Below are 14,569 nucleotides of genomic sequence, written 5' to 3'. Positions count from 1 at the left end.
CCAGTCATTAGGGGTTTTGTGAACCCGTCATCGATGAATCAATGGCCGTTTCCAGAGTGACCGCCGGCGTGCCCGGCGCCCTGCCCCGCGCCTTTGCCTGCACTCCCCGACCTGCCGCCTTCGCTCTCACGAACCGCGCTGGCGGCCTTGGCCTTTTGCGCCTCTTTACCCAACTGGTCGACCGCCGCCAGGTTGCTTTTACGCACGCTGTCGACAAAGCCCTGGAACGGCACATCGGTGATGCCGACAAGACCGAAGTGGCCGTTTTCACCGTCCAGCAGACGCCCGGTCACCGGTTGGTCCAAGTACTGGAACCAGTGCACACCGACAATCGACGGCTCAGCCATGGCCTGCTTGAGGAAGTTGTTGTAGGCCACGCCACGGTCTTCTTCCTTGGCCAACTGCGTCACGCCGCCCCAGAACGGGCCACGGTCCGCCGAGCCGAAGTTGAACTCGGTGATCAGCACCGGCTTATCCAAGGCTCGCAGAGCGGCAAAGTCATAACCATCCTGCGGCTTGAGGGTGTACATGTTGAAGCTCAGCACATCGCAATACTGCGCGCAGGACGCCACGGCCTCCGGGGTGCTCACGGCATAACGGCCGCCCAGCAGCAACTGGTTGGGCGCGTGCCATTTCAGCGAATCGGAGATGGTCTTGAAATACGCATCGGCGAAGGTCTTCTGGAAGTATTTAAAGTCAGCTTCGATCTCCGGATGCTCAGGGTTTGGCATCGGCGGCTCGAAGCCTGGGTCTTCCATCAGCTCCCAGCCCGCCAGGTGAATGCCCCAAGCCTTCGACAGGCCGTCTTCATTGCGGTACTTGTCGCGCAGTTGCTTGAGGAATGCGCGCTTGGCCGGTACGTCGGTGGTCATGCGCAGCGTGCCGTAGGCCAAGGCGTACCGGGATTTTGCATCGTCGCCGGGGCCGGCCCAGGCCAGCTCGTTGTCGGCAAAGAAGCCGATCAGCCACGGGTCGTCGCGGTGATCGCGAGCAGCAATGGCCACCGCACGTTCAGTGGCCATGGCAAAACGCGGGTCGAACGGGTCGGGCATGCCGCCCCACCAGTCGGTGCCGGTGCTGATGCTGGCGTAGTCACCGACAATCGACAGCGGCAAGGTGTACGGCACGCGGTCGGCGCGGGCCAAATCCTCGTCGCTCCAGTTGCCCACAGTATTGAAACCCCAGGCTTGCAGGCGGTCTAGGGTGTGCGTGACCCAGCGCTTCTGATCAAAACCGTCGGTGCCGTAAGCACGCTGCAGGTTGGCGCCGTAGAAATCGTACCAACGCCCCACATTGAAGCCCCGGCCTTGGTCGGCGCCGTTGCCGCCGCGGTTATCACCACTGCCGTAGTACGTGTCGAACGGCTCGCCGGCCTTGGGCAGCGCGGCAAACATCCACTCGCGACCGGCCACATAGGTCTGGTTGTTGTCCGGCGCCACGGTGTTGACGCCCAAGGAGTAGAACGGATGGCCTTCCGGCGTCACCAAGAACCAGCGACCGTCGCGTTTCTCGGTGCGGAAAAAACCGCTGGCTTCAAACGCCGGGCCTTTGTTCCAGCCGCCGTATTGGTCCAGGAAAGACTTGTCGCGCTCAGCCAGCCAGCCCTTGAGTTGTAGCTGCTCTTTGGCTGCTGCGGCCTTGAGTTGTTCATCGTTGCTGACCTTTTCGGGCCAGCGCGCGCGGGTGGACTGGCCATACGCATCCACCAGTTCGCTGTAGGCCACCTTCAGCACCGGCTCGCTGTCCTGAACCCCGAAGCGTTCCAACAGGATGCTTTGCGCGGCGTTGGGCTTGACCATCGACAGGGTGACCGACGCCACCTGGCTGCGGTCGATTTCCCCGGCGCTGCCCGCCAGCAATACACGCTGGCCGTCCACGGTGATCGGCATCGGCGGGCCGGCTTTCATGCCTTGGCTCAGCGGGGTGTTGGCTTGCAGCGGTATCAGCAGGGTCTGCGCTGGCCCGGCTGGCAGGTCGATGCGGCTGACCAAGGTTTTACCGTCGGTGCTTTGCACTTTGACGTAGAGGGTCAGCGCCCAGTCCATCGCGCTCTGGATACGCAGGCTCATGGCGCCGGACTGCGACCAGTCCCACACGCCGGTCTGCGGGCTGAGCACCAGGCTCGGCTCAGCCGCTGGGTTGAAGGTGATGCGGCGCAGCACTTCACCTTCAGCAGTTTGTTCGGCGTTGTATTGCGGCAGGCTGGCGTCCAGGGTCGCCACCTTGACCACATCGGCAGGCCGGACGAAATTGAACAGCGTTTGTTGCCCGGCAGGCGCGGCCATCAGGGGCGCAGCGAACAACAAGGCAAAAAGAGCGGGCAGCGTGCGAATCATACGAACAAGGTTCTCCCAAACGGCCGGTGACTGGCCTGATGACATACATCGATAGCAGTGAGATAGACCACGAAGTGGGCGAATTCGCCCACGGCGGCTTAAGAAATTTCGCGCCTGAACGGCGGCAAAGCATTGAGGATGGCTTTGCCATAGCGCTGCGTGACCAAACGGCGGTCGAGCAAGGTGATGGTGCCCCGGTCTTCCTCGGTACGCAGCAAGCGCCCGCAGGCCTGAACCAGCTTCAAGGAAGCATCCGGCACCGAGATCTCCATGAACGGGTTACCGCCACGGGCTTCGATCCATTCGGCCAAAGCCGCCTCGACCGGATCATCCGGCACCGAGAACGGGATCTTGGCGATCACCACGTGCTCACAGTAGGCACCGGGCAAGTCCACGCCTTCGGCGAAACTGGCCAGGCCGAACAGCACGCTGGAATCGCCACCATCGACGCGCGCCTTGTGCTTGTTCAGGGTTTCCTGCTTGGACAGGTTGCCCTGGATAAACACCTGCTTGCGCCAGTCGCGGTCGAGGCCGTCGAACACGTCCTGCATCTGTTTGCGCGAGGAGAACAGCACCAGGGTGCCCCGCGAGCCTTCAACCAACGCCGGCAGGTCGCGGATGATCGCCGCCGTGTGCGCCGGCGCGTCCCGTGGGTCGGCCTTGAGGTCCGGCACCCGCAGCACACCCGCATCGGCGTGGTGGAACGGGCTCGGCACCACGGCGGTGACGGCTTTTTTCGGCAGGCCGGCACGCATGCGGAAGCGGTCGAAGGTGCCCAGGGCCGTCAGCGTGGCCGAGGTCACCAGGCAACCGTAGGCCACGTTCCACAAGTTGCGGCGCAACATTTCGGCGGCAAGGATCGGGCTGGCGTTAACCTCGATATCAAACAGCGCGCCGCTTTCTGACAAGGTCAGCCAACGCGCCATTGGCGGGTTGTCTTCCGGGTCTTCGACGGTGAAGGCGGTCCACAACTCCCAGTTGCCCTGGGAACGCGACAACAGGCTACCGAACAGCGGATACCATTCTTCAGCCTGGTTGCTGGCGATGCCGATGTTGACCTCGCCGTCCATGCCTTCCTTGAGCAAGTCGGTCAGGCGGGTGAACAGGTCGGTCAGGCGCGAAAAGCCCTTCTTCAGCTCGATGCCCATTTCACGCATGTGCTCGGGGATCAACCCGCCGACAAAGCGGTGACGCGGCCGCTCGCGGCCCTCCACGTCTTCGCCGGGCTTGAAGTCGGCGACCTGTTCGCAGGCGCTGAACATGAACTGCTGCTGGGTCTTGATCTCGCGCGCCAGCTCCGGCACCTGCTCGATCAGCTTGCCCAGGTCGCCGGGCAGCGGGTGCTGGGCCAGCAACTTGGTGAGATTCTTGGCGGTGGTTTCCAGCCAGTCGGCAGTGGAGCGCAAGCGCGTGTAGTGGGCGAAGTGGCCGATAGCCTTGTCGGGCAGGTGATGGCCTTCGTCGAATACGTAAAGGGTGTCGCGCGGGTCCGGCAGCACGGCGCCGCCGCCCAGGGCCAGGTCAGCCAGGACCATGTCGTGGTTGGTGACGATCACGTCGACCTTGCCCATGCCTTCGCGGGCCTTGTAGAAGGCGCACTGGCCGAAGTTGGGGCAATGGCGGTTGGTGCACTGACTGTGGTCGGTGGTCAGGCGTGCCCAGTCGGCATCTTCCAGGGCGGTGGGCCAACTGTCGCGGTCGCCGTCCCATTTATTGCCGGCGAGCTTTTCGATCATGCTGGTAAACAGCTTCTGGCTGACTTCATCAACCTCGATCTTGAAGCCTTCTTCTTCGAACAGCGACGCCGTGGCGGTTTGCGCGTGACCTTCCTGCAGCAATACATCGAGCTTGGACAGGCACATGTAGCGGCCACGCCCCTTGGCCAGGGCGAAGGTGAAATTCAAGCCGCTGTTGCGCATCAGGTCAGGCAGGTCTTTGTAGACAATCTGCTCTTGCAGGGCGACGGTGGCGGTGGCGATCACCAGGCGCTTGCCGGCGGCCTTGGCAGTCGGGATCGCGGCCAAGCTGTAGGCCACGGTCTTGCCGGTGCCGGTGCCGGCCTCGACGGCCACGATCGCGGGGTCGCCACTGCGCCGACCTTCGTCGTCGGTGTCGATATCCCCGAGGACTTTGGCGACTTCGGCGATCATCAGGCGTTGGCCGTAGCGCGGTTTCAAGCTCTTGGCTTCGAGAAAACGCGAATAGGCGCCCTGGATCGTGGTTTTAAGTTCAGTGCTGATCATGGATAGTCGGGCGCAAAAAACGCTGGATAAATTTTCAGTGGTTCGGATCGGCCGCTATCATACCCCGCTAATTAATCCCGCGCAGAACGGAGTACCACAATGACCGCGTTTAGCCTCGCTTACACCCTGCATGTATTGGCCGCCCTGGTTTGGGTCGGCGGTATGTTTTTTGCCTGGATGATCCTGCGCCCCGCCGCCATGGCGGCACTTGAGGGCCCTGCCCGGCTCAAGCTGTGGGCGAATGTGTTTCAACGTTTTTTCGTGTGGGTCTGGGTCGCGGTGGCGGTTTTGCCGATCAGCGGCATCGGCCTGCTGCAACTGCGCTTCAGCGGGTTTGAGACCGCGCCGCGCTATGTGCAAGTGATGATGGGCTTGTATCTGGTGATGACGGCGCTGTTTATCCGTATCCAGGCGTTGAAGTTCCCGGAACTGCGCAAGGCGGTGGCGGCTGAGGATTGGCCGACAGGTGCGGCTGTGCTGGGGCAGATTCGCAAGTTGGTGGGGATTAATCTGATTGTTGGGTTGGTGGTGGTGGCGATTGCTTCGGCTCGGCCGATGTTCTGAGGCGATCTTTATTCCGCCATTGCGGGCAAGCCCGGCTCCCACAGGTAATCGCATTTCAATGTGGGAGTCGGGCTTGCCCGCGATGGCGTCAGACCAGGCGACTCAGAGCCGCTGAATAGTCACAGCCCCCGCAGGCCCTGCCGGCCCCGGTTGCCCTTCCAAGCCAGGTCGGCCCTTGTCGCCACCATCGGCGCGATACACCACGCAGCCTTTGGATTGCCCACCTTTACCCGGCTTACCCGCCGTGCCGGCCAAACCGCCGGCCCCGCCATCCACCCAGACTTTGATCTGCTCCGCCGGGAAGCTCTGCGGCAGCTCGACACGCACGGTCGCGCCCGCCGCGCCTGGCAGGCCATCGCCACCGTTATCGCCATTGGCGCCGCGCCCGGCCGAACCCCAGGTGCAACCCGGGTCCACGCCGTTGGCGCCATCCAGGCCCGCATAACCTTGGGCACCGGCGCCGCCACGGGCATCCACCGACAGCTCTTCGGCGCTCAGGGCATTGATGCGCAAGACCAAATCACGCCCGGCCTTGGCCGGCCGTTCGTGGGTCCCGGGAGCGCCGCGCGAGGTGATCTGGCTGCCATGTTCCAGCTGCGCATTGCGCACCTGCAATTGCAGCGCGGTATTGCCGGGGGCGATGGCGATACGCGCCTCACGCCCCAAATGCAGCTCATCCACCGTGACTTGGCTGATGGTGGCCGGCACCAGCAACGTGCCGTAGTCCGCCACATCCAGGCGTTCGAGCTGCAACACGCTGGTACTGCTGGGCAGGCGCATCAGCGAGTTGGTTTCGACACTGACGCTCTGGGCCAGGGCAATGGGGCTGACCAACAGGGCCAACAGAAAAACCTTACGCATGATTGGCCTCCTTGTTCGTTTCATCAATTGCGGCAGGCGCCGACAGGCCCCGCACATGGAACATCCCCACCAGCAGAATCTGCAAGCGGTCACGCCAAGGGTGGGCACGGTGTTTCAAGCTGCTGTTGAACAACAGCAGTTCCAACAGATGGGTCAGGAACAACAGACTGCCGGCCAGGCTGACCAACAGGTGGAACGGATTGGCGAGCGGCCGGAACAGATTGACCACTACCACGACCCAGAACAGCAACGTCAGAAACTTTCCCAACCCCCAAAACACCTTCATCCCGCATGCCCCTGCCTATTATTCTTTGGGCGCACAGTACCGACTTCTGCAGGCGATTTGCCAGTGAAGGTTGTGAAGCGCCAGCAATGCCCCTGTGGCTCCCACAGGGGCAAAGGCCGTCAGCGGCTGATTTTGATTTCCACACGGCGGTTCAACGCGCGCCCGTCAGCGGCATTGTTATCGGCTACCGGCTGGCTTTCGCCCGCACCGACCACCGATACAAAGTTGCTGCGCGGCACGCCCGCGCTAACCAGGTAATCCGTCACCGAGTGCGCGCGTTTTTCCGAGAGTTTCTGGTTATAGGCGTCTTTGCCGACGCTGTCGGTGTGCCCACTGACCCGCAGCTGCGCACTCGGGGCTTCCTGTTTCAGGCGCGTGGCGATGGTGTCGAGCTTGGTTTTGTCCGCCGCCGTGAGCTTGGCCGAGTCGAACTGGAAGTGCACATCGCGGATCACGATGGTTTCTTCCTTGACTACCACCACCTCCTCAACCACGGCCGCCACCGGCACCGGAGGGCAACCGTTCACATCCACCTGCATGCCTTTCGGTGTGCCCGGGCACTTGTCACGGCTGTCCGGTACGCCATCGCCATCTTCGTCGCCATCGCCGTGCACCCAGCAATAGGCGCCAGCCATGCCGCCGATCAGCAGCGCGCCAGCGCCGGCGTACGCCGAACTTTCAGTGGCGCCAATCGCAGCGCCCGTCACACCACCGACTGCGGCACAGGTGGGCCAATCGGTTTTTTGCAAACCTGCGCAACCTGTCAATACTCCGGTTAGCAGAACCAAGGGTAGAGCTGTCCGCATGATGCTCATTTGATTTCTCCTGAGGGGGTCGGCGAGGGCCGACAGGTGGAGTAAAGACGGCTCTTTTCATCTGCGCCACTGCGCCGCACCCCCGTATTTATTGAGGTTGGCCGTTCACGCAGGACTTTTCGCCGCCGCCCGCTCTAGGCCCGCAGGCTCAGCCGCGCTAGTCTCTAGGGTCCTGATGTGAGGATCTCTGATGATCGCTGGTATTTCTTCCCGTACGCCACAGCAAGCGCTGGCCGCTTTGCTGGATCTGCACCAGCCCAAACGCCTGTTGCTGTTGGGCGCCAGCCAGTTTCCGGCGCTGGAGGCGTTTCAAGCCGAGCACCCGGGCACCGTTGTCGCCATCGCTGCGCCCGGGCCATTGCCGGCAGAGCTGGCGGCGCAGCGTTTTGACTTGGCGCTGGTGGTCGATTGCCTGGAGCACCTGTCAAAACCGCAAGGCCTGACCTTGCTCGGCGGCATTCGCAACCTCAATGCCAGCCGCATTGCGGTGCTGGCCGATCTGGGCGCCTGCGGCTGGAAGGACACCGACTTCTTCTCCCTGGCCCTGCAGGCCGGCGAACGGTTCCAGCGCGATGATCAGGTTCTGACGCTGTTTACCTATGATCTGCTTGACTATAAACAGGTGCCGGACTGGCTCAACGCCCGCTTTTGGGCCAACCCGGAAAACTTCGGAAAGTATTGGTGGTAACCATGAGTACATCCATTTGCCCCTGTGGCAGCGGCAATCTGCTGGAGGCCTGCTGCGGCCATTATCACGCCGGCCACCCGGCGCCCTGCGCCACCGCGCTGATGCGCTCGCGCTACAGTGCCTATGTGCTGGGGCTGGTGGACTATCTGGTCGCCACCACGTTGCCCGCGCAACAAGCCGGCCTGGACCGCGTCGCCATCGGCACCTGGAGTGCCCAGAGCACCTGGCTCGGCCTTGAAGTGGAAAGCTCCGAGGTGTTTGGCGGCCAGCCGGAGCATGCCTTTGTGACCTTTACCGCGCGCTGGCACGACAGCACCGGCGAACACAGCCACCGTGAGCAGTCGTCTTTCGTACAGAATGAGGGGCGCTGGTACTTCATCGACCCGACGGTGGAGGTGAAGGCCGGGCGCAATGATGTATGTTTGTGTGGCAGTGGGCAGAAATTCAAGAAGTGCTGCTCCAGCTACCTCTAACCACCAGAGGACTCACGCCATGCTTCGGATTTACAGCTTGATGCTGGCGTTAACCCTGGGCCTGAGCGGTTGCGCCTCGTGGTTCGCAGACGATGCGCCCGCGCCCCATGTATCGCTGGTGAAAGTCGAAGTGGTGCGGGCCAAGTTACTGGAGCAGAAATTCAAGCTGTACTTTCGCGTCGACAACCGCGACGACGCCGACCTCACAGTGCGCGGCCTGATCTACAAGGTCAGCCTGGACGATTTTGTGCTGACCGAAGGCGAGTCCAACGAATGGCTGACCGTGCCACCGCGCGGCCACGCTTTTTTCAGGGTGACGGTGCGCACCAACCTTTGGCCGCAGATACGCGATGTAGTGCAGATGCTGAAGAATCCGAGCAAGCCCGTGCCCTATCGCCTGGAGGGCGAGCTGAAAACCGGATTATTCATCGGTAATGACGTGCAGGTGGCCCACAATGGCGAGATAATCCCCGGCGATTTTATTCCGGAGCGACATCGATGACTCAGCAACCCCATGTCCATGGTCCTGACTGCAACCACGATCACGATCATCATGATCACGACCACGGCCATGTCCACGGCCCGAACTGCGGCCACGCTCACCAAGAGCCGGTGCGCAATGCGTTGAAGGACGTTGGCCGCAACGATCCTTGCCCGTGCGGCAGTGAAAAGAAATTCAAGAAGTGCCACGGGGCATAAGCCGCGCTGAAGATCCAAATGTGGGAGCGCCGCTCCCACATTGATTTGCGCAAGACTTAAGTTCTCACGCTTAACCCAAAACTCCTGCTTGCGTCGTTTCGCCGCCCGTGCGGCAGTGAAAAGAAATTCAAGAAGTGCCACGGGGCATAAGCCGCGCTGAAGATCCAAATGTGGGAGCGCCGCTCCCACATTGATTTGCGCAAGACTTAAGTTCTCACGCTTAACCCAAAACTCCTGCTTGCGTCGTTTCGCCGCGCTCACTAACGTAGCGCCTTTAATGACGCTACCCCCCGCAGGAGCTTTGCCATGGCCTCGCCAGCCCTCTCACATTTTCTTCCCCGGTTCGGCGTTGCCGCGGCAGTGGCCAGTGCATTAAGCCTGGCCGGTTGCCAGCTCCAGAGCACCCAGGACACCCTGCCGCCCGTTGCCGGCGTGCAGCCGATCAAAGGCCTGGCCCAGAATGTATCGGTACGCCGCAATGCCCAGGGCATGCCACTGATCGAAAGCAACACCTTCCATGACGCGCTGTTCAGCCTCGGTTATGTACACGCCAGCGACCGCATCACGCAGATGGTCACCTTGCGCCTCTTGGCCCAGGGCCGTCTGGCGGAAATGTCCGGGCCGCAAGTGCTGGACGTCGACCGCTTCATGCGTGCCGTCAACCTGAAAAAAAGCGCCGGCGAGCTGTATAACGCCTCGTCGCCGCGCCTCAAGCGCTTCTTTGAAGTGTATGCCCGTGGCGTCAACGCCTACCTGTTCCGCTACCGCGACAAGCTGCCGCCGGACCTGGCCCAGACCGGCTACAAGCCTGAGTACTGGAAGCCGGAAGATTCGGCGCTGTTGTTCTGCCTGCTGAATTTCAGCGAGTCGAGCAACCTGCAGGAAGAACTCTCGTCGCTGGTGCTGGCGCAGAAAGTCGGGGTCGACAAGCTCGCCTGGCTCACCCCTAGCGCGCCGGATGAGCCGATCCCACTGGCCGAAACCGACAAGCTCAAGGGCGTGAACCTGGGGCAGATCACCGGCCTCGCCGGGTTGGACGCCGTCGGCCAGCAACTCAACAGCCTTAATGCACTGGCGGTGACTACCTCGAGTAACTGGGCGATCGGCCCACAACGCAGCCGCAGCGGCAAAAGCCTGCTGGCCAGCGACCTTGCCGCCCAGCCGCAAGCGCCGTCGCCGTGGAGCTACGTGCAGATTCGCGCACCGAAATACCAAGCGGTCGGCGCCTCGATTGCCGGCCTGCCGACCCTGTTGTCCGGCTTCAACGGCAAAGTGGCGTGGAGCATGAGTGCGGTCAAAGGCGACACCCAGGACCTGTTCCTGGAAAAGGTCAAACGCCAAGGCAGCGCGTTGTACTACGAGAACAACGGCAAATGGCTACCGGCCACCGTGCGTAACGAAACCTTCTTCGCCAAGGGCCAGCGGCCACTGCGCGAAGTGGTATACGAAACCCGCCACGGCGCCCTGCTCAACAGCAGCCAGGCCCTGAACACCGGTTTCGGCCTGGCCCTGCAAACCGCCGATTTCAAAGACGACAAGAGCCTGGATGCGTTCTTCGACCTGTCCCGTGCGCAAAACGCCGGCAAGGCCTCGGACGCAACCCGGGAAATCCGCGCGATTGCCCTGAACATGATCTTCGCCGACGCCAGCAACATCGGCTGGCAAGTCACCGGCCGCTTCCCCAACCGCCGCGAAGGCGAAGGCCTGCTGCCCTCGCCGGGCTGGGACACACGCTTTGACTGGGACGGTTACGCCGACGCGATGCTGCACCCGTATGATCAGGACCCGGCCCAAGGCTGGATCGGCACCGCCAACCAGCGCACCGCGCCGCGCGGCTATGGCATGCAGTTGTCCAACTCCTGGGATGCGCCGGAGCGCAGCGAGCGCCTGGCGCAACTGGCCAATGCCGGCAAGCATGACAGCCGCAGCATGATCGCCATGCAATACGACCAGACCACCACGTTCGCCGCCAAGCTCAAGACTATGTTCCAGGCGCCGGGTATGGCTCAGCCGTTGAAACAGGCGATTGATGCACTGCCGGCGGCCGACGCGACCAAGGCCCGCGAGGCGCTGAACCGCCTGATGGCGTTTGATGGGCGCCTGGCGCCGACTTCCGCCGACGCGGCGATCTACGAGCTGTTCCTACAGGAAAGCACGAAGCAGATCTTCCTCGACGAACTCGGCCCGGAAAACAGCGCCAGCTGGAAAGCCTTTATCAGCAACGCCAACCTGTCCTACTCCGCCAACGCCGACCACCTGCTGGGCCGCGAAGACAGCCCGTTCTGGGACGACGCGCGCACCGCGCAGAAAGAAGACAAACCGGCGATCCTGGCCCGCAGCCTGGCTGCCGCAATCACAGCTGGCGGCAGTCAGTTAGGTGGCGACCACAAGGCCTGGCAGTGGGGCAAACTGCACAGCACCACCTGGAAAAACACCAACGGCCAGGTGATTCGCGGCCCGCTGGCCAGTGGCGGCGACCACAACACCTTGAACCCGGCGCCGTACAGTTGGGGCCAGGACTTCAACACCACCCAGGTGCCGGCGCTGCGCATGATTGTCGACTTCGGCCAGGTGGAACCGATGATAGGCCAGGGCGGCATCGGCCAATCCGGCAACCCGGCCAGCCCGAACTATGCGAACGGCATCGATGCGTCGCTCAAGGCGCAATACCTGAGCTTCCCGATGCAGCCGCAGAACTTTGAGAAGGTGTATGGGAAGACTCGGTTGACCCTCACTCCCGGCAAGTAATGATCGTTCCCACGCTCTGCGTGGCAATGCCTCCTGTGACGCTCCGCGTCACGCCATAAAAAAGCGGACGCAGAGCGTCCAGGGCTGCATTCCCACGCTCTGCGTGGGAACGATCCCACTGCATGCATTCCGATAGAACTTCTGCGCTGCGCCTCTCCTCCTATTTGATAAGCCCATTGCCCCGGCACGCCCATGGACCTTGTCATTGCCCGGCCCGAAGGCCTCTACTGCCCCGCGGGAGATTTTTACATCGACCCCTGGCGCCCGGTGGAACGCTCAGTCATTACCCACGCCCACGGCGACCACGCCCGCACCGGCAACCAGCATTACCTGGCCGCCGCGCCCGGCGAAGGCATCCTGCGCTCGCGCCTGGGCCAGGACATCAACCTGCAAACCCTGGCCTATGGCGAAAAACTCGTGCACCACGGCGTGACCCTGAGTTTTCACCCTGCCGGGCATGTACTGGGCTCAGCCCAGGTGCGCCTGGAATATCAGGGCGAAGTCTGGGTCGCGTCCGGCGACTACAAGGTCGAACCCGACGGCACCTGCGCGCCGTTCGAACCCGTGCGTTGCCACACCTTTATCACCGAATCCACCTTTGGCCTGCCGATCTACCGCTGGCAGCCCCAAGCGCAGATCTTCGCCGGGATCAATGACTGGTGGCAGGCCAATAGTGCCGCCGGCAAGGCCAGCGTGTTGTTCTGTTATTCGTTCGGCAAAGCCCAGCGCATCCTGCATGGTATCGACGCCAGCATCGGCCCGATCCTCAGCCATGGCGCGGTCGAACCCTTGAACCGTGTGTACCGCGAGGCCGGGGTGTATATCCCCGAAACTCTCTACGCCGGCGACTTCAAAAAGACCGACCCGTTACTGCGCCAAGCGCTGATCATCGCCCCGCCGTCCGCGGGCGGAAGCAGTTGGATCAAGCGCTTCGGCGACTACAGCGACGCCTTCGCCAGTGGCTGGATGCGCCTGCGCGGCACACGGCGGCGGCGCGGTGTGGACCGCGGCTTTGTGCTATCGGACCACGCCGACTGGCCGGGGCTACTGTGGGCCATCGAACACACCGGCGCCGAACGGGTGATGGTCACCCACGGGTCTGTCGGCGTATTGGTGCGCCACCTGCGGGAAAAAGGCCTGGATGCCCAGGGCTTCAGCACCGAATACGGCGATGACGAAGAAGAGGCCACGGCATGAAAGCCTTCGCCGAGTTGTATGCCAACCTCGACGCCACCACGTCCAGCAATGCCAAGCTCGCGGCGCTGCAAGCCTACTTTCGCCAAGCCCCGCCTGAGGATGCCGCATGGGCGGTGTACTTTCTGTCCGGCGGGCGGCCTCGGCAACTGGTGCCCACGCGCCTGCTTCGGGACATGGCCACCGAAGCATCGGGCATCGAACCGTGGTTGTTCGAAGAGAGCTACCAGTCGGTGGGTGACCTGGCCGAAACCATTTCCTTGCTGCTGCCGGAATCCACTTACACCTCGCAGGACGGCCTGGCGGTGTGGCTGGAAGAAAAACTCCTGCCCCTGCGTGGTTTGCCGCCGCTGGAATTGGCCGAGCGCCTACCCGCGTTATGGGCACAATTGGATCAGCCGAGCCTGATGGTGTGCATCAAGTTGATCACCGGCAGCTTTCGCGTGGGCGTGTCCAAACTGCTGGTGACCCGCGCCCTCGCGGCCATGGCTGACCTGGACAGTAAACGCGTTGCCCAGCGGCTGGTGGGCTACACCGACTTGTCCAATCGTCCTACGGCAGAGGGCTACCTCAAGCTGATCGCCGCCGAATCGTCCGACGAGCATGCGCAACGCGGCGGGCAGCCTTATCCGTTTTTTCTCGCCCATGGCCTGTCGCAACCGGTGGAGCAATTCGACGCCCTGCTCGGTTCGCCCGCCGACTGGCAGGTGGAATGGAAGTGGGATGGCATTCGCGCGCAACTGGTCAAGCGTGAGGGCCGGCTGTGGGTTTGGTCCCGGGGTGAAGAGCTGGTTACTGAACGTTTCCCGGAACTGCACAGCCTGGTCAGCGGCTTGCCGGACGGCACAGTCATCGACGGCGAAATCGTGGTGTGGAAGGCGTCGGTGCAACCCTTCGCCCTGCTACAGCAGCGGATTGGCCGTAAGACCCTGAGCAAAAAAATCCTCGAGGACGCGCCCGTCGCCGTCCTGGCCTACGACCTGTTGGAACATCAGGGCGCCGACTGGCGCAACCGCACCCAGGCCGAGCGCCGCGCCCAGCTTGAGCAGGTGATTGCTCAGTGCAAGCAGCCGGTGCTGCTGCCATCACCGTTGCTGACGGGCACGAGTTGGGCCGACCTGGCCCAGCAACGTGAAGACTCTCGCCGCCTCGGCGTGGAAGGCATGATGCTCAAGGCCAAGGATGGCCTGTACGGCGTGGGCCGCACCAAGGACATGGGCGTGTGGTGGAAATGGAAAGTCGAGCCGTTCAGCGTCGATGCGGTGTTGATCTACGCCCAGCGCGGCCATGGTCGCCGCGCCAGCTTATATAGCGACTACACCTTTGCGGTGTGGGACGGCCCGCCAGGCACGGAGCGCACGTTAGTGCCATTCGCCAAGGCCTATTCAGGGCTGACCGACGAGGAAATGCGCAAGGTTGACGCTATCGTGCGCAAAACCACGGTAGAGAAATTCGGCCCGGTCAGCAGCGTGACGCCGAGCATGGTGTTTGAACTGGGGTTTGAAGGGATTGCCCTGTCCAAGCGGCATAAGAGCGGAATTGCGGTGCGGTTTCCCAGGATGTTGCGGTGGCGGCAGGATAAGGCGGTGGATGACGCTGACAACCTAGGAACTTTGCAAGATCTATTGGCCTGACTGGTCACTTACAAACCATGCAAAACCA

14 protein-coding genes are annotated in these 14,569 nt (G+C 62.5%); 9 read left to right on the top strand and 5 right to left on the bottom strand.

Translation table 11 applies throughout. The features are described from left to right. Positions 1 to 38 precede the first annotated feature (38 nt). Both GJU48_RS06270 and dinG read right to left on the bottom strand, forming a co-directional pair. Entirely contained in the window at positions 39 to 2,336 is a 2,298-nt protein-coding gene (locus GJU48_RS06270) for a beta-galactosidase (protein ID WP_094950014.1), read from the bottom strand. Between the two features lie 98 nt (positions 2,337 to 2,434). Beyond that, positions 2,435 to 4,579: an ATP-dependent DNA helicase DinG gene (gene dinG, locus GJU48_RS06265; RefSeq protein ID WP_094950015.1), complete on the bottom strand. Its 2,145-nt coding sequence runs from the start codon at positions 4,577 to 4,579 to the stop codon at positions 2,435 to 2,437. Between the two features lie 99 nt (positions 4,580 to 4,678). Between dinG and GJU48_RS06260 the strand changes: the two genes are divergently transcribed. Further along, a complete protein-coding gene (locus GJU48_RS06260; protein ID WP_094950016.1) occupies positions 4,679 to 5,143 on the top strand; it encodes a CopD family protein in 465 nt (154 codons plus the stop codon). A 102-nt stretch (positions 5,144 to 5,245) separates the two neighbouring features. Here GJU48_RS06260 and GJU48_RS06255 read toward each other — a convergent pair whose 3' ends face one another. From GJU48_RS06255 to GJU48_RS06245, 3 genes are all read right to left on the bottom strand, one after another. After that, positions 5,246 to 6,004 (bottom strand): hypothetical protein, encoded by a 759-nt coding sequence (locus GJU48_RS06255; protein WP_094950017.1) that lies wholly within the window; start codon positions 6,002 to 6,004, stop codon positions 5,246 to 5,248. Beyond that, a complete protein-coding gene (locus GJU48_RS06250; protein WP_094950018.1) occupies positions 5,997 to 6,290 on the bottom strand; it encodes a DUF1145 domain-containing protein in 294 nt (97 codons plus the stop codon). The genes GJU48_RS06255 and GJU48_RS06250 overlap by 8 nt, the downstream gene beginning before the upstream one ends. Positions 6,291 to 6,409: 119 nt before the next feature. Then, positions 6,410 to 7,105: an OmpA family protein gene (locus GJU48_RS06245; protein WP_094950019.1), complete on the bottom strand. Its 696-nt coding sequence runs from the start codon at positions 7,103 to 7,105 to the stop codon at positions 6,410 to 6,412. 190 nt (positions 7,106 to 7,295) lie between these two features. Between GJU48_RS06245 and GJU48_RS06240 the strand changes: the two genes are divergently transcribed. The 8 genes from GJU48_RS06240 (at position 7,296) to GJU48_RS06205 (ending at position 14,541) form a co-directional block, all read left to right on the top strand. Next, on the top strand, positions 7,296 to 7,793 hold the full coding sequence (locus tag GJU48_RS06240; RefSeq protein ID WP_094950020.1) for a DUF6231 family protein: 498 nt from the start codon (positions 7,296 to 7,298) through the stop codon (positions 7,791 to 7,793). A 2-nt stretch (positions 7,794 to 7,795) separates the two neighbouring features. Continuing rightward, positions 7,796 to 8,266, top strand: coding sequence for a YchJ family protein (locus tag GJU48_RS06235; RefSeq protein ID WP_094950021.1), 471 nt, complete (start codon positions 7,796 to 7,798; stop codon positions 8,264 to 8,266). A gap of 19 nt (positions 8,267 to 8,285) precedes the next feature. Further along, entirely contained in the window at positions 8,286 to 8,768 is a 483-nt protein-coding gene (locus tag GJU48_RS06230) for an LEA type 2 family protein (protein ID WP_094950022.1), read from the top strand. Beyond that, complete coding sequence (locus GJU48_RS06225) at positions 8,765 to 8,965, top strand: SEC-C metal-binding domain-containing protein (protein ID WP_003189235.1); 201 nt, start codon at positions 8,765 to 8,767, stop codon at positions 8,963 to 8,965. Before GJU48_RS06230 ends, GJU48_RS06225 begins: the two co-directional genes overlap by 4 nt. A gap of 84 nt (positions 8,966 to 9,049) precedes the next feature. Continuing rightward, positions 9,050 to 9,115, top strand: a complete 66-nt coding sequence (locus tag GJU48_RS25600; RefSeq protein ID WP_155296091.1) for an SEC-C metal-binding domain-containing protein — start codon at positions 9,050 to 9,052, stop codon at positions 9,113 to 9,115. A gap of 156 nt (positions 9,116 to 9,271) precedes the next feature. Further along, the gene (locus GJU48_RS06215; RefSeq protein ID WP_094950023.1) at positions 9,272 to 11,713 is read left to right on the top strand and encodes a penicillin acylase family protein; all 2,442 of its coding nucleotides are present in this window, start codon (positions 9,272 to 9,274) and stop codon (positions 11,711 to 11,713) included. A 192-nt stretch (positions 11,714 to 11,905) separates the two neighbouring features. Next, positions 11,906 to 12,910 carry a ligase-associated DNA damage response exonuclease gene (locus GJU48_RS06210; RefSeq protein WP_094950024.1) on the top strand — a complete coding sequence of 335 codons (1,005 nt, stop codon included), beginning with the start codon at positions 11,906 to 11,908 and terminating at the stop codon, positions 12,908 to 12,910. Then, positions 12,907 to 14,541: an ATP-dependent DNA ligase gene (locus GJU48_RS06205; RefSeq protein WP_094950025.1), complete on the top strand. Its 1,635-nt coding sequence runs from the start codon at positions 12,907 to 12,909 to the stop codon at positions 14,539 to 14,541. The genes GJU48_RS06210 and GJU48_RS06205 overlap by 4 nt, the downstream gene beginning before the upstream one ends. Positions 14,542 to 14,569 lie beyond the last annotated feature (28 nt).

The organism is Pseudomonas sp. IB20 (genome assembly GCF_009707325.1).
Lineage (GTDB): Bacteria > Pseudomonadota > Gammaproteobacteria > Pseudomonadales > Pseudomonadaceae > Aquipseudomonas.
This window is presented reverse-complemented; position numbering and strand designations above follow the sequence as displayed.

Coding starts and splice junctions, on each gene's coding strand:
- GJU48_RS06225 (WP_003189235.1), top strand. CDS start 8,765: ATGACTCAGCAACCCCATGTCCATGGTCCTGACTGCAACCACGATCAC.
- GJU48_RS06270 (WP_094950014.1), bottom strand. CDS start 2,336: ATGATTCGCACGCTGCCCGCTCTTTTTGCCTTGTTGTTCGCTGCGCCC.
- GJU48_RS06205 (WP_094950025.1), top strand. CDS start 12,907: ATGAAAGCCTTCGCCGAGTTGTATGCCAACCTCGACGCCACCACGTCC.
- GJU48_RS06215 (WP_094950023.1), top strand. CDS start 9,272: ATGGCCTCGCCAGCCCTCTCACATTTTCTTCCCCGGTTCGGCGTTGCC.
- GJU48_RS06230 (WP_094950022.1), top strand. CDS start 8,286: ATGCTTCGGATTTACAGCTTGATGCTGGCGTTAACCCTGGGCCTGAGC.
- GJU48_RS06250 (WP_094950018.1), bottom strand. CDS start 6,290: ATGAAGGTGTTTTGGGGGTTGGGAAAGTTTCTGACGTTGCTGTTCTGG.
- GJU48_RS06260 (WP_094950016.1), top strand. CDS start 4,679: ATGACCGCGTTTAGCCTCGCTTACACCCTGCATGTATTGGCCGCCCTG.
- GJU48_RS06255 (WP_094950017.1), bottom strand. CDS start 6,004: ATGCGTAAGGTTTTTCTGTTGGCCCTGTTGGTCAGCCCCATTGCCCTG.
- GJU48_RS06235 (WP_094950021.1), top strand. CDS start 7,796: ATGAGTACATCCATTTGCCCCTGTGGCAGCGGCAATCTGCTGGAGGCC.
- GJU48_RS06245 (WP_094950019.1), bottom strand. CDS start 7,105: ATGAGCATCATGCGGACAGCTCTACCCTTGGTTCTGCTAACCGGAGTA.
- GJU48_RS06240 (WP_094950020.1), top strand. CDS start 7,296: ATGATCGCTGGTATTTCTTCCCGTACGCCACAGCAAGCGCTGGCCGCT.
- GJU48_RS06210 (WP_094950024.1), top strand. CDS start 11,906: ATGGACCTTGTCATTGCCCGGCCCGAAGGCCTCTACTGCCCCGCGGGA.
- dinG (WP_094950015.1), bottom strand. CDS start 4,579: ATGATCAGCACTGAACTTAAAACCACGATCCAGGGCGCCTATTCGCGT.